General features: G+C 40.8%; 24 protein-coding genes. 23 read left to right on the top strand and 1 reads right to left on the bottom strand.

The window, feature by feature from the left end:
- Positions 1-44 precede the first annotated feature (44 nt).
- The 23 genes from RDV63_RS12765 (at position 45) to RDV63_RS12655 (ending at position 21,368) form a co-directional block, all read left to right on the top strand.
- The gene (locus RDV63_RS12765) at positions 45-1,790 is read left to right on the top strand and encodes a flagellar hook-length control protein FliK (RefSeq protein WP_313909887.1); all 1,746 of its coding nucleotides are present in this window, start codon (positions 45-47) and stop codon (positions 1,788-1,790) included.
- A gap of 112 nt (positions 1,791-1,902) precedes the next feature.
- Positions 1,903-2,418: a flagellar basal body-associated protein FliL gene (fliL, locus tag RDV63_RS12760; protein WP_313909886.1), complete on the top strand. Its 516-nt coding sequence runs from the start codon at positions 1,903-1,905 to the stop codon at positions 2,416-2,418.
- 12 nt (positions 2,419-2,430) lie between these two features.
- Positions 2,431-3,519 carry a flagellar motor switch protein FliM gene (gene fliM / locus RDV63_RS12755; RefSeq protein ID WP_313909885.1) on the top strand — a complete coding sequence of 363 codons (1,089 nt, stop codon included), beginning with the start codon at positions 2,431-2,433 and terminating at the stop codon, positions 3,517-3,519.
- Positions 3,520-3,524: 5 nt separating this feature from the next.
- Positions 3,525-3,908 carry a flagellar motor switch protein FliN gene (fliN, locus tag RDV63_RS12750; RefSeq protein ID WP_313909884.1) on the top strand — a complete coding sequence of 128 codons (384 nt, stop codon included), beginning with the start codon at positions 3,525-3,527 and terminating at the stop codon, positions 3,906-3,908.
- On the top strand, positions 3,908-4,456 hold the full coding sequence (fliO, locus tag RDV63_RS12745; RefSeq protein WP_313909883.1) for a flagellar biosynthetic protein FliO: 549 nt from the start codon (positions 3,908-3,910) through the stop codon (positions 4,454-4,456). Before fliN ends, fliO begins: the two co-directional genes overlap by 1 nt.
- Positions 4,457-4,464: 8 nt before the next feature.
- Positions 4,465-5,211, top strand: coding sequence for a flagellar type III secretion system pore protein FliP (gene fliP, locus RDV63_RS12740; protein WP_313909882.1), 747 nt, complete (start codon positions 4,465-4,467; stop codon positions 5,209-5,211).
- The gene (gene fliQ / locus RDV63_RS12735) at positions 5,208-5,477 is read left to right on the top strand and encodes a flagellar biosynthesis protein FliQ (protein ID WP_313909881.1); all 270 of its coding nucleotides are present in this window, start codon (positions 5,208-5,210) and stop codon (positions 5,475-5,477) included. Before fliP ends, fliQ begins: the two co-directional genes overlap by 4 nt.
- 11 nt (positions 5,478-5,488) lie before the next feature.
- Positions 5,489-6,262, top strand: coding sequence for a flagellar biosynthetic protein FliR (fliR, locus tag RDV63_RS12730; protein ID WP_313909880.1), 774 nt, complete (start codon positions 5,489-5,491; stop codon positions 6,260-6,262).
- 15 nt (positions 6,263-6,277) lie between these two features.
- Positions 6,278-7,405, top strand: coding sequence for a flagellar biosynthesis protein FlhB (gene flhB / locus RDV63_RS12725; protein WP_313909879.1), 1,128 nt, complete (start codon positions 6,278-6,280; stop codon positions 7,403-7,405).
- A 128-nt stretch (positions 7,406-7,533) separates the two neighbouring features.
- Entirely contained in the window at positions 7,534-9,636 is a 2,103-nt protein-coding gene (gene flhA / locus RDV63_RS12720; protein WP_313909878.1) for a flagellar biosynthesis protein FlhA, read from the top strand.
- Positions 9,637-9,645: 9 nt separating this feature from the next.
- On the top strand, positions 9,646-11,055 hold the full coding sequence (flhF, locus tag RDV63_RS12715; RefSeq protein ID WP_313909877.1) for a flagellar biosynthesis protein FlhF: 1,410 nt from the start codon (positions 9,646-9,648) through the stop codon (positions 11,053-11,055).
- Positions 11,056-11,095: 40 nt separating this feature from the next.
- Positions 11,096-11,926, top strand: coding sequence for a MinD/ParA family protein (locus RDV63_RS12710; protein ID WP_313910418.1), 831 nt, complete (start codon positions 11,096-11,098; stop codon positions 11,924-11,926).
- Positions 11,927-11,961: 35 nt separating this feature from the next.
- Positions 11,962-12,642 (top strand): RNA polymerase sigma factor FliA, encoded by a 681-nt coding sequence (locus RDV63_RS12705; RefSeq protein WP_313910417.1) that lies wholly within the window; start codon positions 11,962-11,964, stop codon positions 12,640-12,642.
- Between the two features lie 41 nt (positions 12,643-12,683).
- Positions 12,684-13,067, top strand: a complete 384-nt coding sequence (cheY, locus tag RDV63_RS12700; protein WP_290617489.1) for a chemotaxis response regulator CheY — start codon at positions 12,684-12,686, stop codon at positions 13,065-13,067.
- Between the two features lie 25 nt (positions 13,068-13,092).
- Positions 13,093-13,842 (top strand): protein phosphatase CheZ, encoded by a 750-nt coding sequence (locus RDV63_RS12695; RefSeq protein WP_313909876.1) that lies wholly within the window; start codon positions 13,093-13,095, stop codon positions 13,840-13,842.
- A gap of 15 nt (positions 13,843-13,857) precedes the next feature.
- A complete protein-coding gene (locus RDV63_RS12690; protein WP_313909875.1) occupies positions 13,858-16,038 on the top strand; it encodes a chemotaxis protein CheA in 2,181 nt (726 codons plus the stop codon).
- 6 nt (positions 16,039-16,044) lie between these two features.
- Positions 16,045-17,199, top strand: a complete 1,155-nt coding sequence (locus tag RDV63_RS12685; protein WP_313909874.1) for a chemotaxis response regulator protein-glutamate methylesterase — start codon at positions 16,045-16,047, stop codon at positions 17,197-17,199.
- Entirely contained in the window at positions 17,192-17,935 is a 744-nt protein-coding gene (locus tag RDV63_RS12680) for a flagellar motor protein (RefSeq protein WP_313909873.1), read from the top strand. Before RDV63_RS12685 ends, RDV63_RS12680 begins: the two co-directional genes overlap by 8 nt.
- 4 nt (positions 17,936-17,939) lie before the next feature.
- Positions 17,940-18,902: a flagellar motor protein MotB gene (locus tag RDV63_RS12675; protein ID WP_313909872.1), complete on the top strand. Its 963-nt coding sequence runs from the start codon at positions 17,940-17,942 to the stop codon at positions 18,900-18,902.
- A 1-nt stretch (position 18,903) separates the two neighbouring features.
- A complete protein-coding gene (locus RDV63_RS12670) occupies positions 18,904-19,680 on the top strand; it encodes a ParA family protein (protein WP_313909871.1) in 777 nt (258 codons plus the stop codon).
- Between the two features lie 3 nt (positions 19,681-19,683).
- Positions 19,684-20,412, top strand: a complete 729-nt coding sequence (locus RDV63_RS12665) for a chemotaxis protein CheW (protein WP_313909870.1) — start codon at positions 19,684-19,686, stop codon at positions 20,410-20,412.
- 27 nt (positions 20,413-20,439) lie between these two features.
- Positions 20,440-20,934: a chemotaxis protein CheW gene (locus RDV63_RS12660; protein WP_313909869.1), complete on the top strand. Its 495-nt coding sequence runs from the start codon at positions 20,440-20,442 to the stop codon at positions 20,932-20,934.
- Positions 20,934-21,368, top strand: a complete 435-nt coding sequence (locus RDV63_RS12655; protein ID WP_313909868.1) for a DUF2802 domain-containing protein — start codon at positions 20,934-20,936, stop codon at positions 21,366-21,368. The genes RDV63_RS12660 and RDV63_RS12655 overlap by 1 nt, the downstream gene beginning before the upstream one ends.
- 9 nt (positions 21,369-21,377) lie before the next feature.
- Here RDV63_RS12655 and RDV63_RS12650 read toward each other — a convergent pair whose 3' ends face one another.
- Positions 21,378-21,728: an EscU/YscU/HrcU family type III secretion system export apparatus switch protein gene (locus RDV63_RS12650; protein WP_313909867.1), complete on the bottom strand. Its 351-nt coding sequence runs from the start codon at positions 21,726-21,728 to the stop codon at positions 21,378-21,380.
- Positions 21,729-21,730 lie beyond the last annotated feature (2 nt).

The raw sequence follows: 21,730 nt of genomic DNA, 5'->3' as shown, positions 1-21,730 counted from the left end.
TTAAAATGCACTAAACAGGCTCTGAATAGTAGCAGGAGATAGTAATGTCAGATGTACAGGTTTCAATGATGTTAAGTAGTGTGGATAGTGGTTTACGCTTAGATTCTGCGGCTAGTGTTGATGCTGAGGCTGGCACGACTGATGCTTTTATTTCAAGTTTTAATGCTGCTTTAAACAAAGCCTCTGCTAAGAGCCCACATCATGGTCAACGGCAAATTCCTGCCGCTGTTAGCAACTTATCAGAAATAAGTTTATCACTGCTTAAAGTAGATGCTAAAAGTGATAATCAAACCGAACTTGATGCTGCTGATGCTATAGATGGAACAGATGAATTATCACTGAGTTTATTGCAACAAATAGCCTTTACTAAAAACAGTAAGCAAACGCCTTCTGCTGCTGATACTAAACCCATTATGCATAATGGACCTGTAGCCGAAACAGACCCTGAAGCTGAATCAGCCGAGCTAGAAACAAACTTAGTACCTAGCATTATTAATAAAGCTGCAAAATCAGAGCAAGAGCCAAATCAAAAGCAGACTGAGTTAAATGATTCAGAAACAGCAGATAAAGATAAAACTGCCGCCAAGCTAGTTACTGATGATCCTGAAAAGCTGGCTAAACCAATTTTTACTGAACAGCCAGATGCTGCAGTAGACGACTTATCTAAAAAGAGCAATAAAGAAAGTAATCATGAGCTTATAGATAAAGGTGCTAATGCTAGAACTGTAGCTAATGATACTAAGCCCATTTATAGTAATGAACCTGCAACTAGTGCCATTACTGATGAAATAGAGCCTGCAGCAGAGCTAATTTTACCAAACCAAGCCGTTAAGCTGGAGAAAAGCACGGCAGCTGCAACTAAGTTAAGTGAAAAGAGTGATGTTAAGCTAGATGTTAAACCTAATGCTAAATCGGATCTTAAGACTGACTCTAAACAGGAAGCTAAGCCTGAAACTAAGTCCGAACTAGACTTGCAGCCTAACTTAGTTATAGATGAAACTAAAGCATCTAAATCTGCGGTGCTTGAGCCAGTAGCGGCTAAGGCGCAATCAAGTAGAAATGAGCAAGCTAATGCAACTAAAGCTGAGCAGACTGCTGCACAATCCTCAGCTTCATCAACAAAAAGTAATGTGCTATCTAGCGCATCTGCTAACGAACAAGTTGTAGCTCCAACTAAGTTAGCCGATGCAGAAGCGGCTGCGCAGTTAACTGAAAAACTAAGCCCAACACCTCACAACTCACAGCGTTCAGAACAGGGTTTCTCTGCGGCTTTAGCTAATGCCCAAGCCGCAACAGCCGAGTCTCGTTTATCGCCAGCACCCAGTGCTACTACACCTAGTGCGACTCATGCTGAGCAAGTTAGGCAAAGTATTAACTTAATGCAACAAGATGCAGCAGGACAAATGCGGCAGCAAGTTAGTTTAATGCTGAGTCAACAAATTCAGCGAGCAGAAATCAGGTTAGATCCAGCTGGCCTTGGTATGATGCAAATAAAAATAGATGTTCAGCAAGAACAGGCAACAGTACAATTTACGGTACAACAACAGCAAGCAAAGGAACTGATAGAGCAGCAGTTGCCGCGTTTACGAGAAATGCTACAGCAGCAAGGTATTCAGTTAACCGAAGGCCAAGTGCAACAACAATCACAACAACAACAGCAGCAACTTGCCCAGCAAGGCCAAGGTAAACAGCAACAGGCTGGCACTGAAGGTAGCGATGAGGAGCTTTCAGCAATACCAATACAGATTAGTGTGCGGCAATCGGATCGCTTGGTAGACTACTATGCTTAAATTGCTAGCAATAACAAAGGCGGCGGCTCAACAGAAAAGAAAATACAAAGATTTACATTGGCTAGCTTAGAGTCGCATAATAGTGCAAGTGTAAATTATAGGTCGTTAAAATATGGCAGCAGATAAAGATTTAGTTATTACCGAAGGTGCGAGCAAAAATAAGAAGCTAATTATTGCTGGCGCAGTTGTTTTAATATTGTTATTAGCAGGCGGAGCCTATTTCTTCTTGTTTAATGGCCAAGATAAAGCTGCAACAGACAAAGATGGTATAGAACTAGCTAGTGATGGTTCGGTTAAAGCTTTAGCAGGTTCAGCATTATATGTGCCTTTACCTAGGCCTTTTGTTTTTAATGTTCCTGGTAGCAGTCGCGATAGAATGGTACAAATACGGGTACAGTTGTTGCTGCGCGGTAAAGAAAATGAAATTTTAGCTATGCGTCATATACCATTAATTGAAGGTAGTTTGTTGCAAACTTTTAGTTCGGCCAATGCTGATGATTTAAGTGCCGCAGCAGGTAGAGATGCTTTAAAAAATAAAGCACTGAGTGATTTACAACAAGCTTTATTAGAAGTAGTGGGTTCGGTGGTAGTAGATGAAGTACTTTTCACCGGTTTTGTAATGCAATAAGAGTGAGCAGCCGTGACCGATTTATTGTCACAAGACGAAATTGATGCGCTATTGCACGGTGTCGATGATGTTGAAGAAGAAGAGGTAGATAAAGCAGGCGAAGGTAAAGGTCGCTCTGCTGTTGAATACGATTTTTCGTCACAAGATCGCATTGTGCGTGGCCGTATGCCTACTTTAGAAATGGTAAATGAGCGCTTTGCTCGTCATATGCGGATCAGCTTGTTTAACATGATGCGACGAACGGCAGAAGTGTCCATCAACGGCGTGCAAATGATTAAGTTTGGCGAATACGTGCATACGCTTTTTGTGCCAACCAGTTTAAATATGGTGCGGTTTAGACCATTAAAAGGTACTGGCTTAATCACCATGGAAGCACGGCTAGTATTTATATTAGTAGACAATTTTTTTGGTGGCGATGGCCGTTATCATGCCAAAATTGAAGGCCGAGAGTTTACGCCAACTGAACGTCGAATCATTCAAATGCTATTAAAGCTTATTTTTGAAGATTACAAAGAAGCCTGGGCACCCGTAATGGATGTATCTTTTGAATATATAGATTCAGAAGTTAACCCTGCCATGGCTAATATTGTTAGCCCAACTGAAGTAGTGGTTATAAGTTCATTTCATATTGAATTAGATGGTGGCGGTGGTGACTTTCATGTTGCATTGCCGTATTCCATGCTTGAACCAATTAGAGAGCTATTAGATGCCGGAGTGCAAAGTGACAAAGAAGACACCGATATGCGCTGGAGTAAGGCACTTCGTGACGAGATAATGGATGTTAAGGTCGATCTTAGTACTAAAATGTTGGATGTGGATATCACCTTGCGTGAACTAATGGAGTTAAAGGCTGGTGATATTATTCCGATAGATATTCCTGAGCATATTACAGTATTGGTTGAAGACCTACCTACTTATCGCGGTAAATTGGGGCGTTTACGTGAAAACGTTGCGGTTAAAATTGTTGAAAAAATTAAACGCCCAGAATCAGTGAAATCTGAATTGCATGTGTTTACAAAAGGCGGTCGCCGACTTGATAGCGACGCTGATATCAATGAACTAGAAGCAGATCTGAACTTGTCAGATCAGGATGAAAGGTAAGCAAAATGGCTGATGATAAAGACACTATGGACGAATGGGCCGCAGCAATGGCAGAAGCCGGTGCAGATGCTGAGGCGGTAGATTTAGAAGAGCTCAGTGACGAAAAGGCAGACATTACTGTCGATGAAAAGCGCCGACTAGATACTATTTTAGATATTCCAGTCACTATATCGATGGAAGTTGGGCGAGCTAAAATAAGTATTCGTAATTTATTGCAGTTAAACCAGGGCTCAGTTGTAGAGCTAGAACGTGTTGCCGGTGAGGCACTAGATGTATTGGTTAATGGTACTTTAATTGCCCACGGTGAAGTGGTAGTGGTTAACGATAAGTTTGGCATCCGTTTAACGGATGTAATTAGCCAGATTGAACGTATAAAGAAACTGCGTTAATGCCTGCATCACTTTATAAAACAATTTTGCTTCTACTGATACTGTTTCTGTTAAGCAGTGTCAGTAGTTCTTTAGCAGCAGGTCAAGCCATTGCTGAGGATATAGTGTCGGCTGAGCAAGCGACAACAGTTGAGCCTGCACAGCAACAGGTATTAACAGATACAGATACTGAAGAAGTTAAAAAGCTAAGCCCTCCGCCTGCAGTGGCAGCTTTAGCAACTAAGCCGAGTCAAAAAAATAGCGCTGGTTTAAGTTTAACTAAAATGGCCATTTCTTTGGCGATCGTAGTGTTAATTGTTTTAGTACTAGGCTGGACCTTCAAAAAATTGACATTACGACTACCTGGCAGCCGTCATATAAAAATTATTTCTACGACATCTTTAGGGCCAAAAGAAAAACTGTTAGTTATTGAAATGCAAGGGAAACAACGAGTTTTAGGCGTCACTGCAAACAGTATAAACTTGCTGTTTGAACTAGAAAGTCCACTCCCAGAAGAAAAGTTGGCATCAGACTTTCATATACAGTTACAATCGTTCCTAAAAAAATAGAATGAATTATGTTGCGACTGTTGTTTTTGGTGCTAATAGCTGTAATTAGTCCTGATGTTTTTGCTGATAATAGTGCGCTATCTGCACTAAAAATAACCACTAATGCTGATGGCAGTCAGGAATATAGTGTAACACTGCAAGTATTAGCAATAATGACGATGCTGAGCTTTATTCCAGCACTCGTTATTATGATGACTTGCTTTACACGTATTATTGTAGTGCTGGCAATTTTGCGTCAAGCCATAGGCTTACAGCAGTCGCCCTCAAATCAAGTGCTAATAGGTATTACGTTATTTTTAACATTTTTTATTATGGCACCGGTATTTAAAGATATTAATGATACCGCGCTGCAACCCTACTTAAGTGAAACTATATCGCCAGTTCAAGCCTTAGAAACAGCTATAGTGCCGATAAAAGGCTTTATGCTACATCAGACTAGAACTAAAGATTTAGATACCTTTGCCCAAATTGCTGGATTAGAGCTAGCAGAGAACCCGCAAGATTATCCTATCACTGTGGTTATTCCAGCTTTTATTACCAGTGAATTAAAAACTGCATTTCAAATTGGCTTTATGCTGTTTATTCCATTTTTGATTATCGACTTAGTGGTAGCCAGTGTGTTAATGGCTATGGGTATGATGATGCTATCACCTATGATTATTTCATTACCTTTTAAATTAATGATGTTTGTCTTAGTTGATGGTTGGATATTGGTTATGGGCACCATAGCCACAAGTTATGGAGTCGGCACATGAGTCCAGAGGTATTTGTTGATGTGCTGCGAGATGCACTTTTTTTAGTTATCTTGTTAGTGAGTGCCATTATTTTGCCATCACTCTTTGTTGGTTTATTAGTGGCGGTGTTTCAGGCGGCTACTTCGATAAACGAACAAACCTTAAGCTTTTTACCGCGTTTAATTATTACATTGTTATCGCTTATTTACGGTGGCCACTGGTTAACGCAAACCATAATGGAATTTACTCATGAATTAATCCTAAGTATTCCAACTGTTGTGGGTTAAATAGAATAATTATGGAATTTCCGTTAAGCATTTTAATGCAAACCATAGCTGATTATTTACTGCCATTATGCCGGGTAACGGGGATGTTTTTAATTATGGCTGGTATTGGTGTGCGTAATGTACCTATGCGGATTAAAACCGGTTTAGTGGTAATGATTACCTTGATTATAATGCCTACTTTGCCGCCAGTGGTTAATGCTGACCTTATGTCTGGGCAGATGATTATTGAAGTGTTATTACAGTTAATGATCGGTTTTGCTCTAGGTTTTATCTCATTGCTGTTTATTACCACTTTCGTGGTGGCGGGGCAGTTGCTTGCTACTCAAACAGGATTAGGTTTTGCCTCTATGGTTGACCCTGCTAGTGGCGTAAGTGTACCTGCAATAGGGCAATTTTATTTAGTGCTAGCCACCTTATTATTTTGGTTATTTGATGGTCATTTAATAATGATCCAAATGCTAGTCTTTAGCTTTGAAACCTTACCTATAAATGGTCAGTGGTGGGATGTAAGCAGTTACTGGGTGGTATTGGAGTTTGCTGGCTGGATGTTTGCAACTGCTTTGGCTATTGCCTTAGCACCTATTATTTCTATGTTAACGGTAAACTTATCTTTTGGTATTATGACCCGTGCCGCCCCGCAGCTAAATGTTTTCTCTATAGGTTTCCCAATTACCATGTTATCGGGCTTAGTGATTTTATGGCTAACCTTAGATACATTTCTATTTCACTTTGAAAAGCAATGGCAACACAGCATCGAGTATAGCTGTCGTCTAATTGGCTGTTAAACAAGGAGCCTTGACATGTCAGATGATAGTGCAGAAAAAACCGAACAGCCCACCAGTAAGAAGCTGCAAGACGCAGCCGAAAAGGGCCAGGTCGCCCGTTCAAAAGATTTAGGTACCGCCTTCGTTTTAATAGGCAGCGCTACTGCTATATTAGTATTTGGTAAAATGCTAGCTATGGCTATTTTAACAATTGGCCAGCGGATGATGCGCTTAGATCAAAAAGATATGTTTGAAGTAAACTCTATGTTTACGGCTTGGGGCGAAGTAGGTAAAGAGTTAATTCCACCAATGGCAGGTATTTTTGCCTTAATATTAGTAGCAGGCTTTATTGGTAATACTTTATTAGGTGGTTTTAATTTTAGCTTGCAAGCAGCTGCGCCTAAACCCAGTAAAATGAGCGTGTTAAAAGGCTTTAAGCGTATGTTTGGTTTGCAAGCCTTAGTTGAGTTATTAAAAAGCTTTTTAAAAGTAATAGTAGTAGTAGGTATTGCTTATTTACTTTTAAAGTACTTTTTCGACGATATTATGGCGCTATCTTTAATGAGTGGCCCAGATAATATTGAATCGGCTTTATACTTTTTGTCCTGGGTGTTTTTAGGTCTTTGTTCTAGCGTCATCGTTATTGCTTTAGTGGATGCCCCTTATCAAAAATGGAATCATATAAAACAGTTAAAAATGTCGCTGCAAGAAATAAAAGATGAAAATAAAAATAGTGAAGGTAGCCCAGAGATAAAGGCTCGGATCCGCCGGACGCAAATGCAAATGTCGATGAAACGGATGATGCAAGAGGTGCCTAAGGCCGATGTTATTGTAACTAACCCGACCCACTACGCCATAGCTTTAAAGTACGACCAAGGTAAATTTAGAGCACCAGTTGTTGTGGCCAAAGGGGTAGATGAAGTGGCTATGCACATTAGACGCATAGCCAATGAGCACAAAGTGCCGGTATTAGAATCGCCTATGTTAGCGCGATCTATTTATCACACTACAGAAGTAGACCACCCTATTCCAGAGCAGCTATTTGCTGCTGTTGCTCAAGTACTAGCTTATGTCTATCAGTTAAATATGCATAAAAAAGGTAAAGGCAGTCGGCCAAAAGCTTTAGCTAAAGATCTGCCAATACCCGAAGATTATCGTTATTAAAGTAGTGGTAATAGTTATGACTAATGATTAATTACTTTACTGACACTCATTTCAGTAATTAAATATTTTAAAATTGGAGCACTTCTTGCAGTAACTCTGTATAGCGCCATTTTACTGTCAGGATTATCATGCAGTTAGTCAGTTATCTTAAAGGTTTTGATCGGTCTAAACTTAACTTCTTAACCGGGTTGGGTACGCCGCTATTTATTTTAGCTGCGTTAGCTATGGTGGTGTTACCTTTGCCGCCTATTCTATTAGACGTGCTGTTTTCATTTAATATTGCTTTAGCTCTAGTGGTGTTGTTGATAACGGTATATACCATGCGACCGCTAGACTTTGGCGCTTTCCCAGCAATTTTGCTAGTAGCAACTATTATGCGTTTAGCACTAAACGTAGCCAGTACCCGAGTGGTATTGTTAGAGGGGCACAATGGTGGTGATGCTGCGGGTAAGGTTATTGAAGCCTTTGGCTCAGTAGTTATTGGCGGTAACTATGCGGTCGGTATTGTTGTTTTCTTAATTCTTATCATTATCAACTTTGTGGTTGTTACTAAAGGTGCTGGCCGAATAGCTGAAGTATCGGCGCGTTTTACCCTTGATGCTATGCCAGGTAAGCAAATGGCCATTGATGCTGATTTAAATTCAGGCTTGATTACCCAAGAGCAAGCCCGAGATCGGCGCGAAGAGGTGACTACTGAAGCAGACTTCTACGGTTCAATGGATGGTGCTAGTAAGTTTGTTAAAGGCGATGCGATTGCCGGTATTGTTATTTTAGTGATTAACTTAGTTGGCGGCTTATTTATTGGCATGATCCAGCATGGCTTATCTTTTGCCAATGCCATGGAAGTTTATACCTTATTAACCATAGGTGATGGCTTAGTGGCGCAAATACCTTCGCTATTATTGTCTATTGGTACCGCTATTATTGTTACTCGACAAAATAAATCTGAAGATATGGGACAACAAATGACGGCACAGTTGGGCAATACCCAAGTGCTATTTGTTGCTGCAGGTGTACTAACCTTAATGGGTGTAGTGCCAGGTATGCCACACTTTTCATTTTTATCGCTAGCCGCTATTGTTGGTGGTTTAGCTTATATGATGCATAAGCGTGGTAAAGAGGCAAAAGCCGAGCTTATTACCCGTGATGCTGAAGCTGTGTCTGCAAGTGCGCCTCAAGTTAATAAAGAGATTGGTTGGGATGATGTGCAAGGCGTTGATGTTATTGGCTTAGAAGTAGGGTATCGCTTAATTCCGCTAGTTGATAAAAGCCAAGGTGGCGAGCTATTAAATCGGATTAAAGGCGTGCGTAAAAAGTTATCACAAGAATTAGGGTTTTTAATTCCAGCAGTGCATATTCGTGATAATTTAGATTTAGAACCAAACAGTTACCGGATGACGTTAATGGGTGTAATTAGTGGTGAAAGTGAATTGCGTCATGATAATGAGTTAGCTATTAATCCTGGGCAAGTGTTTGGCACTGTTAAAGGTATAGAAACAAAAGATCCTGCTTTTGGTTTAGATGCAGTCTGGATAGCTAAAGAACAGCGTGAACATGCGCAAACTTTAGGCTATACCGTAGTAGACGCGGCTACGGTAGTTGCCACCCATTTAAGTCAAATTCTTACTAATCATGCCGCTAGTTTATTAGGACACGAAGAGGTACAAAATTTATTAGATATGCTGGCAAAACAGTCACCAAAACTGGTTGAAGGTTTAGTACCAGATGTTTTACCGCTAACAGTAGTAGTAAAGGTATTACAAAACTTACTGCAAGAAGGCGTGCCAATACGGGATATGCGGACTATTGTGCAAACCTTAGTGGAGTATGGGCCGAAAAGTCAGGATGTTGATGTATTAACCGCAGCTTGTCGGATTGCCCTGCGCCGCTTAATAGTGCAAGAAGTAGGCGGCAGTCGTAGTGAAATACCGGTGATAACCTTTGCGCCAGAGCTTGAGCAAATGCTGCATCAGTCCATGCAAGCCGCGGGTAATGATGGTGCGGGTATCGAGCCTGGCCTAGCCGACCGTATTCAGCAGTCATTACAAGATGCTTATCAAAATCAAGAATTAAGTGGCGATAGTGCTGTTTTATTAACGTCAGGAATTTTACGCACAGTTATGGCACGATTCGTGAAGTATACCATTCCAGGATTGAGAGTATTGTCATATCAAGAGATACCTGATGATAAACAAATTCGTATTGTTAGTGTTATTGGTCAGGCTTCTTAGGAGTAATTCATGAAAATAAAACGTTTTGTAGCAAAAGACATGCGTAGTGCTTTAGCCGAAATAAAAGAATTCCTTGGGCCGGATGCTATTATCTTATCAAACAAAAAAATTGCCGAAGGGGTTGAGATAGTTGCTGCTATTGATAATGAAGTTGCACTAGTAAAGGCGGCAGCTCAACCAGCAGTTAAGCCGGCTGAACCACGCTTTCAAGCCAGAGTAGATGACAGCGATGACACTGAAGCAGGAGCTGATTCATTAAAAGCATTATTAGCCCGGCAGATGCTAAAGCAGCAGAACGAAGCAGGGGCTAATGACCAGCCAACTAAAGCAACTGCCGCAGGTTTTACACGTCAGCCACAATCAGAGCGGCCAAATAGTTTTGAACGTCAAAATTCTGGCAGTTTTTCGACTAATGCTCAGGCTACTAATAACGCGCAATTTACCGAGCTCAGTAAGCTGCAGCAGCAACAAGCTAGTTTAATGCAACAGCAAATGGATTCTATGCGCAATGAAATGCTATCTATGCGCCAGTTGTTACAGCACCAAGTATCAGGTTTAATGTGGCAAGATCTAGCACGCCGCGAGCCGGTACGAGCTTTAGTAATAGAAAACTTACAGCAATTAGGCTTATCTGAACAAGTAGCCGATCAGTTGGCTTGCTTTATGTCAGAAGAAATGAACGCTAATGATGCTTGGCAAGCAGCCTTAGAGTTGTTAGCGGGACAAATTAGTACTACTAATGATGATATTTTACGTCGTGGTGGTGTTGTGGCTTTAGTTGGCCCTACAGGTGTAGGTAAAACCACAACAGTGGCTAAGCTAGCTGCCGAATTTGCTCGTCGTCATGGCGCTGACCAAGTTGCTCTGATCACAACTGATTGTTATCGTATAGGGGCTTACGAGCAATTAGCTACTTTTGGTCGTATAATTGGCTGCCCCGTTAAATTAGCAAAAGATAGCGAAGAATTAACGTTATTAATTAATCAGTTACAACAGCGTAAACTTATTTTGATTGATACGGCAGGCATGAGTCAACGCGACATACGTTTAGCCGATAAACTTGCTACACTAGTGCATAATAGCCATGTCAAAATAAATAGTTATCTGGTATTGTCAGCTACAGCACAGGCGCGCGTGATGCAAGAAAGCGTCACTCATTTTAAGCGTATACCGTTATCGGGTTGCATTTTTACTAAACTTGACGAATGTCTAAGCTTAGGAGAAGTAATTAACGTGGCAATTCAAAATGCATTACCAGTAAGCTATTTAACTAATGGTCAGCGTGTACCCGAAGATATAGCGGTGGCTGATGCCACAGCGCTAGTGCAACAGGCAGAAACATTAAGATTGGCACAAAGTAGTACGGTTCATCAATGGTATAATGATGAGATGGATCGGGTGGAAGGGACCTATGCATAATCATGACAATTTTGATGATCAAGCTACTGGCCTGAGAAAAATGAATAAACAAATGGTAAAAGTTATCTCAGTAAGTGGCGGTAAAGGTGGCGTAGGTAAAACTAACGTCTCACTTAACTTGGCCATGGCGTTATCGCAATTAGGTAAAAAAGTCATAGTGCTTGATGCAGACTTAGGCTTAGCTAACTGTGACGTCATGCTTGGATTACGGGTTGAAAAAAACCTATCTCATGTACTTTCTGGTGAAGTTTCGTTAGATGATATTATTATTGAAGGTCCTTTTGGTATAAAAATTATACCGGCATCTTCAGGCTCACAAAGCATGACAGAGTTGGCACCGGCAGAGCATGCTGGCTTAATTCGTGCTTTTAGTGAAATGGAAACGGCGGTAGATGTATTATTAGTTGATACCGCTGCAGGTATCTCCGATATGGTACTTAGCTTTTCAAGAGCATCGCAAGATGTCATGGTGGTGGTCTGTGATGAACCTTCGTCCATTACTGATGCTTATGCGTTAATGAAGATCTTGAGTCGTGATCATGGTGTTGATAAGTTTAAAATTGTCGCCAACATGGTACGAAGCGTTAAAGAAGGCCAAGAGCTATTTGCCAAGCTAACTCGAGTAACAGATCGATTTTTAGATGTTAATCTCGAACTAGTTGCAACTGTACCTTATGATGAAAATGTCCGAAAAGCAGCCCGTAAACAAAAAGCCTTTATTGAAGCTTTTCCTAAAACACCTGCTAGTATGGCAATAAAAAGTTTGGCATTAAAAGCAGGTAAGTGGCCATTACCTGATATGGCATCTGGGCATTTAGAGTTTTTCTTAGAGCAATTAATTGACTCTCATCCGGAGCGAGGCATAGTGTGAATAGTAAACTAGCGGCTTATGGCGGTGTTGATCGCATGCAGCAATTGGTAGATCAGCACACGACTTTAGTTAAGCGTATTGCCTATCATTTGTTAGCGCGATTGCCGGCAAGTGTGCTGGTTGATGATTTAATTCAATCGGGCATGATAGGATTGATCGAAGCAGCAAAGAATTTTGATGGTAGCAAAGGTGCTAGTTTTGAAACTTTTGCTGGTATACGTATCCGTGGTGCTATGCTAGATGAAATGCGCCGTGGCGATTGGACACCGCGTTCTGTTCATCGCAATGCCCGTTTAATTGCCGATACTATTGCAGAATTAGAAGCCGCTTATGGTCGTGATATTAAAGATTATGAAGTAGCTGAAAAGCTAAACATGTCTTTAGATGAGTATCATCATATACTGAGTGATATAAGCAGTGGTAGAATAATTGGTATTGAAGATCTTGGTGTATCTGAAGATGTTATTGTTAGTGCAGACGATACTGGCAGTGATCAGTTATTTGATATCCAAGCTAATAGTGCATTTCAGCAAGATTTAGTGGCAACCATAAGTAATTTACCTGAGCGGGAAGCCTTGGTATTATCATTATATTATAACGAAGAGCTAAATTTAAAAGAGATTGGCGCAGTATTAAATGTAAGTGAATCTCGAGTGAGCCAGATACATAGTCAGGCTCTTATTAGATTAAAAGCCAGAATGCAAGACTGGGCATAACCTTGTATTGAGTTAGCTGTCATATCTCGTTGGAGGAGATTTTGGATAAAAACATGAAAATTCTTGTGGTTGATGATTTCTCAACCATGAGACGCATAATAAAAAATCTGTTACGCGATCTCGGCTTTACTAATGTTGCTGAAGCTGATGATGGCAGTACAGCTTTACCTATGTTACAGAACTCTGAATTTGATTTTGTAGTTACCGATTGGAATATGCCAGGTATGCAAGGTATAGATTTGCTGCGAGCTATTCGCGCCGACGCCAAGCTTAAGCATATACCCGTATTAATGGTAACGGCAGAAGCGAAAAAAGAACAAATTATTGCAGCGGCTCAAGCCGGTGTAAACGGTTATATAGTCAAGCCTTTTACTGCTGCCACTCTACAAGAAAAACTAGCTAAAGTTTTTGAGCGTTTAGGCTAATCGTCACTGACAGGGGAGTCATATTATGACGATGATAACTGAACCGGTAATTTCTTTACAGCAAGCGAGGCAGCTAGTTGAACTGCTTGAAACTGAGCAATATGAATCGGCTAATAGTCTTATTCAAGAATTGGTGGTGCCTGATACCTCTGAATTATTTGCTGAAGTAGGCAAACTTACCCGCCAGCTACATAATTCATTAGAAAGTTTTCATCTAGATCCAGCTTTAAATGATTTAGTAGAAGAAGACATACCCGACGCCAAAAAACGGTTAGCGCATGTTATAGGTATGACAGAACAAGCAGCCAATCGCACTATGGATGCTGTTGAGTCTTGCTTGCCAATTGCCGATAATATTTCCCAACAATTAACTGTTATTCAACCGCAATGGCAACAGTTAATGCAAAGACAATTACAATTAGGTGACTTTAAACGCTTATGTCACCATATTGATGATTTTATAGCTCAAGCCAATATAGATTCGAAAACGCTAAATGGCTTACTTACCGACGTTTTAATGGCGCAAGATTATCAAGACCTAACTGGGCAAATTTTGAGCCGAGTGATTGAGTTAGTACGTGAGGTTGAAGAGAGTTTAATTGGATTGCTAACAGCATTTAATCAGTCAGGTGCTGTAGGTCCTGCAGGGGTAGCGAAAAAATCAAAAGTATCGTCACGGGGTGTAGAAGGACCTATTTTAGATGCTGGAGAGCGTGAAGATGTGGTAAATGGTCAAGACGATGTCGATGATTTACTTTCCAGTTTAGGCTTTTAAAAGAGGTATTCGAGCATGAGCTTTGATATGGATGAAGATATTTTACAGGACTTCCTCGTCGAAGCAGGTGAGATACTTGAATTATTGCAAGAGCAGCTAGTTGAACTAGAAAATAATCCTGACGATGCTAATTTATTAAATGCTATTTTCCGAGGCTTTCATACCGTTAAAGGTGGCGCAGGGTTTTTAGCCTTAACAGAATTAGTTGATGCTTGTCATGGTGCTGAAAACGTATTTGATTTGCTACGTACCGGTAAGCGCCGTGTTACCGCTGAGTTGATGGATGTTATATTACAATCTTTAGATAGTATTAATGCCATGTTTGTTGCGGTGATAAATCGTCAAGCATTAACACCGGCTCCAGCTGAGTTACTCAAGGCTTTAGAGTTTTATAGTCAGCCAGAGTCTGAATCAGAATCTGCACCCGCACCACCAACTATAGCTGAGCCTGTAGTTGAGTCACAAGACAGTCAAGTTGATGCCGAGCCTAATGAGGGCGGTATAGACGAAATGACTGAAGATGAGTTTGAGCGTATCTTAGATGAGCTGCATGGTAAGGCACCTAAAGCTACGCAAGCTGAGCCTTTAGCCGAAGATGATTTAAAGCGGCCAACTAATAATAGCGACGATATTACTGATGATGAATTTGAAGCTATTTTAGATCAGCTACATGGCAAGGGTGTTTTTATTCCTGAAGCGGCCACTACTGGCCAAGTAGGTACTACAACGTCTAAGCAACCAGCATCAAGCAGCTCAGCATCAACAGATGACGATGAGTTTGATGAGGATGATTTTGAAGCTTTACTTGATCAGCTTCATGGTAAAGGCAAAGCGCCTACTGTTGCAGTAGAGCAAACTGAAAATAAACAACCATCTAGCCCAACCGCTGCAGAAAAAACAGCAGCTACAGCAAAAGCAGCCGAAGCTACAGCTAGCCCTACAGAAGTAGCACCAGCTGCAAACATAGCAGCAACACAGCAAGTACAAACAGAAACTACCGTTAGGGTTGATACTAAGCGTTTAGATCAAATCATGAACTTAGTCGGTGAGTTAGTGTTAGTGCGAAACCGGCTGTTAAGCTTGTCGGGCAGTGTTCAGAATGAAAGCATGAGTAAAACTATTGCTAACTTAGATGTCGTCACAGGCGATATTCAAGGTGCAGTAATGAAAACTCGAATGCAGCCCATTAAAAAGGTATTTGGCCGTTTCCCACGCGTAGTGCGTGATATGGCACGTTCTTTAAAGAAAGATATAGAGTTAATTTTAGAAGGCGAAGAAACGGATTTAGATAAAAACCTAGTAGAAGCCTTAGCCGATCCTTTAGTGCATTTAGTTCGAAACTCAGTAGATCATGGTATAGAAATGCCAGATGTACGTGAAAAAGCCGGTAAAAAACGAGTTGGTACTGTTAAACTTTCTGCCGAGCAAGCTGGCGATCATATTTTATTAAGCATCCATGATGATGGTGCGGGTATGGACCCGGAAAAGTTAAAAAGTATCGCCATCAAGCGGGGCATTCTTGATGTAGATAGTGCTGCCCGCCTGTCAGATACTGAAGCTTTTAATTTGATTTTTGCACCTGGGTTTTCAACCAAAGAGCAAATATCAGATATTTCAGGCCGTGGCGTTGGCATGGATGTGGTTAAAACAAAAATTACTCAACTAAACGGCTCAGTGCAAATTCAATCTAAACTAGGTGAAGGTACGTTACTAGAAATAAAAGTACCCTTAACCTTAGCTATATTACCGACCTTAATGGTGTTAGTGGGTAAGCAAACTTTCGCTTTACCTTTGGCTGGTGTCAGTGAAATCTTCCATTTAGATTTAAATAAAAGCAATATAGTTGATGGTCAATTAACCGTTGTTGTGCGTAATAAAGCTATTCCGTTATTCTTTTTAGAGCATTGGTTAGTTAAAGGTTCAGAGAAAAAGCGCCGCCGTGAACAAGGGCATGTAGTTATTGTTCAGCTTGGTACCCAACAAGTTGGTTTTGTTGTTGACTCATTAATAGGCCAAGAAGAAGTAGTGATTAAGCCTTTAGATCGCTTATTACAAGGTACGCCAGGTATGGCTGGGGCAACTATTACGTCTGATGGTGGCATAGCACTGATCTTGGATGTACCTAGTTTACTTACCCATTATGCTAAAAAGTCAAAAATTAAATTAGACCGCTTCAGTAAAGGGCGAGGTGAGTAGAGCATTATGGCCATACGCGTCTTGGTTGTTGATGATTCAAGCTTTTTCCGCCGTCGGCTGACAGAAATATTAGCGAAAGATCCTGATATTGAAGTGATAGATACGGCAATTAATGGTCGAGAGGCGGTGGATAAAGCTAAAGCATTACAACCAGATGTGATTACTATGGATGTAGAAATGCCGGTGCTAGATGGTATTTCTGCAGTACGTGAAATTATGCAGTTTCAGCGCACACCAATATTAATGTTTTCGTCTTTAACCCATGAAGGCGCTAAGGCTACCTTTGATGCCTTAGAGGCCGGTGCAGTCGATTTTTTACCAAAAAAGTTTGAAGATATAGCACGCAACAAAGATGAAGCTGGCCAAGTATTACGCGACCGAGTAAAAGCTGTTGCTCGTAAGCGTCCTTTGGGCCGAGCTACCTTTAATAGTATAGCGCCGCGGCCTGACCCTTCTAGCTCAGTTACAGCAAATTTAAGTACTCGTACAACCGTACCTAAGCAAGACGGTTATCAACGACCCCAGCTAGGGCAGCGTTTAGCTGCTACCGCAACCAACAAATGCTTTAAAGCTAGTGGTAAGCAATATAAGCTGATTGCAATTGGCACCTCCACTGGCGGCCCCGTTGCGTTACAGAGGATTATTACAGCCTTACCCGCAGACTTTCCTTTACCCATAGTGCTAATTCAGCATATGCCAGCAGCTTTTACCGGCGCCTTTGCCCAACGCTTAGATAGCCTAGCTAAAATTAGTGTTAAAGAAGCCGAAGATGGTGACTTACTGCAGCCTGGCGTAGCTTATCTTGCTCCTGGTGGCAAACAAATGCTACTGGAAGGTGCACCTAGCCAAGTTCGGTTAAGAATACGAGAAGATGACTCGCCCCGTATTACTTTTAAGCCCAGTGTTGATATAACTTTTGCTACAGCCGCCAAAGTATTTGCCGATAAAGTTTTAGCAATAGTGTTAACAGGTATGGGGGCTGATGGTCGTGAAGGGGCAAGAATGTTAAAGCAACAAGGGGCGCAAATATGGGCCCAAGATGAAGCTAGCTGTATTGTTTATGGTATGCCTCAAGCTATTGCCCAAGCTGGTTTAATGGATGAAGAAGTAAAGTTAAGCGATGTTGTGAAGTGTTTATTGCAGGAGCTAAATCATGGATAAGTTAGCTTTAGCGGGATTTCTTCTAGCTATTGTCGCTGTAGCTGGTGGCTTTGTAATGGAAGGTGGCAGTTTAATTACCTTATTGCACTTGCCCGCTTTTTTAATTGTCGCTGGCGGTACTATAGGCGCTGTCATGTTACAAACACCTTCTTCTCAATTTAAACAAGGTTTAAAACTGTTGCCTTGGGTGTTTCACCCTGTAGAAAATCCGTTACAACAAACTTCAAAACGTATTGTTAATTGGAGTACAGCAGCCAGAAATAGTGGTTTTTTAGCGTTAGAAGATGATGCTTTAATAGAAAAAGATAAGTTTTTACATCGTGGTTTAAATATGTTGGTAGACGGTGTAGAGCCAACTGTACTGCAAGATACACTAGATGCTGAATTAACCTTAGAGCATGAGCGTTTAATGCGCGGAGCCAGAATTTTTGATGCTATGGGCGGTTATAGCCCAACCATAGGTATTATAGGAGCGGTGCTGGGGCTTATTCAGGCTTTGGCAAATATTTCTGAACCACAATTACTAGGCATGGGCATAGCAACTGCTTTTGTTGCCACTATTTATGGAGTTGGCTTTGCTAACTTTCTATTTTTACCTATAGGCAATAAATTAAAAAATTTAGTTCAGCAGCGCACACTTTACCATGAGTTGATAGTGGAAGGTTTAGTCTCAATTTCATATGGGGAAAACCCTTACAGCATTGAACGTAAGCTGGCAGCTTACCAATTGGATTAATGCTATGTATCGTCATCGCAGCAGGCATCAGCAGCAACATGATGAGCATTTAGATCGCTGGTTAGTTTCTTATGCTGATTTTATGACGCTTTTGTTTGCGCTCTTTGTTGTCCTGTACGCAATGTCGATTATTAAAGAAGAACAATATAGTGCTTTAGCCCAAAGTTTGACCCGTATTTTTGATACGCCAACGGAGTCTGAAACTGGATTAAAGGGGAAAGGTTTATTAAGCCATATTGGCCCACAAAGTGAATTAACTTTATATGGCACTTCGTTAGAGCCTGCAAAAGGCCCTACTTTATTAGCTGATGCTAGTACTTTGTCAGAAGTTGATCATAAAAAGCTAGGTAGTCCCTTAATATCAGTAGAGCAGCAATTGGTAAAAGCCTTAGATAGCTTAATTGACCAAGGCTTAACTAAAATTCAACGTGATGAAAATTGGCTAACTATTGAGTTAAATAGCGGCTTACTCTTTGCTAGTGGTAGCGCTACGACAACTGACTCAGCTGTAACCTTATTAACTGAAATAACAAAAATTATTAATCCGATAGATAATTATATTCGGGTTCGCGGTTATACCGATAATCGTCCGATTAATAATGAGATTTTTGCTTCAAACTGGCAGTTGTCGGCGAGTCGAGCTGCTTCTGTGTTACGTGTTTTAGAGCAATTAGGCACTAACCCTTTTCGAATGGCCATTGAGGGGTTTGGTCAGTATTATCCCTTTACTGATAATAACACCGCTCAAGGTCGAGCTGAAAACCGCAAAGTAGTGATTGCCATTTCTCGTTATGGTTATCAGCAAGTTGAGCCAGCATCTGTAGAATCTCAGCCTGAAGATGTTCAGTTACAACAAAAGCTACAACAGATTACTCAAGATGATGGCAGTATTAAAATAATTGCCTTACCTGGAGGCGGTATTCGTATTACAACACGACCACCGGCTCCACAAGAGCAAGGACAATAGTGTGATTATTTGGACAGTTGCCAATCAAAAAGGGGGCGTAGGTAAAACGACAACAGCTGTTAGCTTAGCAGGCTTATTAGCAGAGCGAGGTAACAGAGTACTGTTAGTTGATACCGACCCCCATGCTTCATTAACCTATTACTTTGGCATTGACGCTGAAGAATTGGAGATGAGCGTTTACGATATTTTTATTCGCGGTAACGATGTAACTTCTGAGCAAGTTTTACAGTCGCTTTGCCCAAGTGGCGTTACAAATTTAGATATTTTGCCAGCATCTATGGCGCTGTCTACCTTAGATCGCTCTTTAGGTGCTCGTGGCGGTATGGGCTTAATGTTGAAAAAAGCCTTATTAAAAATAGAGTCTGAGTATGATTATGTGTTAATTGATTGTCCACCTGTAATGGGGGTGTTGATGGTTAATGCAATAGCAGCATGTGATAGATTAGTTATACCGGTGCAAACTGAATTTTTGGCCTTAAAAGGCTTAGATCGAATGATCGCTACAATTCAATTAATGTCTAGTTCGCAGAAAAAAATATATCCTTATACTATAGTTGCCACTATGTATGATAAAAGAACTAATGCTTCCCTAGAAGCCTATAAAACATTAAAGTTGAATCACAAAGATAAGGTTTGGCCGTCTGTTATCCCTATTGATACTAAGTTTAGAGATGCTAGCTTAGCGCATACGCCACCTAATATTTATGCAGCTTCATCACGTGGCGTATTTGCTTATAATACCTTGTTGACTTATTTGTTGCAGTTAAGCTCGGAGTAGATGATGAGCAATTTAAATGCGAGTCATAAGGTGATGCAACATTATCTGTCGGCGTTATTAACGGAAGAGAAAGCCGAAGTCGATGTACTGGCTAAGCAGCAACAACAGCAGCTAAATAGCTTGCTGGCGCAAGTAAGCCAAAATAAACCAGCAGTCAGTAAGCCTAAAGTCGCTGTTAAGCCAAAAGAAAATATAGCAGCCGTAGCGGCAGTAACGCTTAAAAAGCAAACGGATACCTTACTAACAGAAACAACTCAAAGTACAGTAACAGCAGAGAAAGAATATCGAACAGGACGTTTTCAAGCTTTATTTTTTGAGTTGGCTGGATTAAAAGTTGCAGTGCCTTTAAAAGAGCTTGGCGGCATTCATAAATTAGGCCGTGTAAATAGTTTGTTTGCTAAACCGCAGTGGTTTAAAGGTGTTATGCTATATCGCGAGCAAAAAATTAATATTGTTGATACGGCTTGTTGGGTAATGCCCGAGAAGTATGATCAACAAATGCAACAACAGTTAAATTATCAATATGTCATTATGCTTGGTCAAAGCAATTGGGGTATTTGTTGTGAGTCTTTAGTTAATACCTTTGTGCTAGAGCAAGAAGATGTAAAATGGCGCCAAGTTGAAGGTAAACGACCTTGGATGGCCGGTGTGATTAAAGAGCATATGTGTGTATTACTTGATGTTGATGTCATGATTGATTTACTAAACCGCGGTTTAGATATTACAGCATAATTATAAAGAAGTATTAAGGAGCCGGGTATGAGTACACTAACTAAACAAGCTAAAGCAAAAAGTGCTAGCTCTGATGTAGTGTTGCAGTGGGTTACATTTAAACTGCAAGAAGAAACCTATGGTATTAATGTTATGCAAGTGCAAGAAGTACTGCGTTACACAGAAATTGCTGCGGTACCAGGCTCGCCTGACTATGTTGTCGGTATTATTAACTTGCGCGGTAACGTTGTTACTGTTATTGATACTCGAACGCGTTTTGGTTTAGAGTCGGCAGAAGTAACCGATAATAGTCGTATTGTGATTATTGAAGCTGAAAAACAAGTGATAGGTATCTTGGTAGATAGTGTGGCGGAAGTGGTTTATTTAAAACAGTCCGACATAGACACTGCACCTAATGTAGGCACGGATGAAAGTGCTCGCTTTATTCAAGGTGTATCAAACCGCGATGATGAGTTATTAATTTTAGTCGATTTAAATAAACTACTCAGTGAAGAAGAGTGGGATGATATTGGCGCTATTTAATGATGATGTTATGGGCTGTTGTACTGACACAAACTGTTTTAATTATAGGGTTAGCGATAGCATTATACCTTAGGCAGCGTCGTGGTCAGCAGCAGCTACAAAAGCTACAAAAACAGCTGACAACCTTAATCAGCACAACAGAGAAAAATAATAATCTTGGCCATGAAATTAAAGAATTACGTAGTGGCATTATCGGCGTAGGTCAGCGAGTAATAAACTTTGAATCAGAGCTAACTGAGCAACAACAACAACTGCAGCACTTAACAGATAAACAGCAGTCATTAGAACTAGCCGACCCAGAAGCAAAAATATATAGCCGAGCGATGAAAATGGTGGAATTAGGCGCTGGCTTAGAAGAGATTATTCAAGAATGTGAGCTACCCCGAGCCGAGGCCGAGCTCTTATTACGTCTGCATCAAACTAAGTCTGGTTAACTTTTTTACTTAAGTTTTAATATCAATACGTTGATGAATGTTGTGCCAATTATCTGGAAACTTGCCCTGTAACACATAAGAAAATGCGATTAACTCAGCAATAACGATATACAATTGCTGTGGGATCTCGTCACCTAAACTCAACTGATTAAGAAGTTTACTTAACTCATCATCTTGATGGACTAAGACTCCATGCTGCTTTGCTAAGGCGATAATATCTTCGGCTAAGTCGTCGTGGCCTTTAGCGGTAACCGTAGGTGCTGCTTTACCTGAATATTGTAAGGCAGTCGCTGTTTTATGCCCGGATGCTGTATCTGCACTTGGTTGATTAAGACTATCGAACTGCTTATATTTATTCATAT

The organism is Rheinheimera sp. MMS21-TC3 (assembly GCF_032229285.1).
Classification (GTDB): Bacteria; Pseudomonadota; Gammaproteobacteria; order Enterobacterales; family Alteromonadaceae; genus Alishewanella.
Note: the sequence above shows the minus strand (reverse complement) of the source record. Positions and strands in the feature narration are given on the sequence as shown.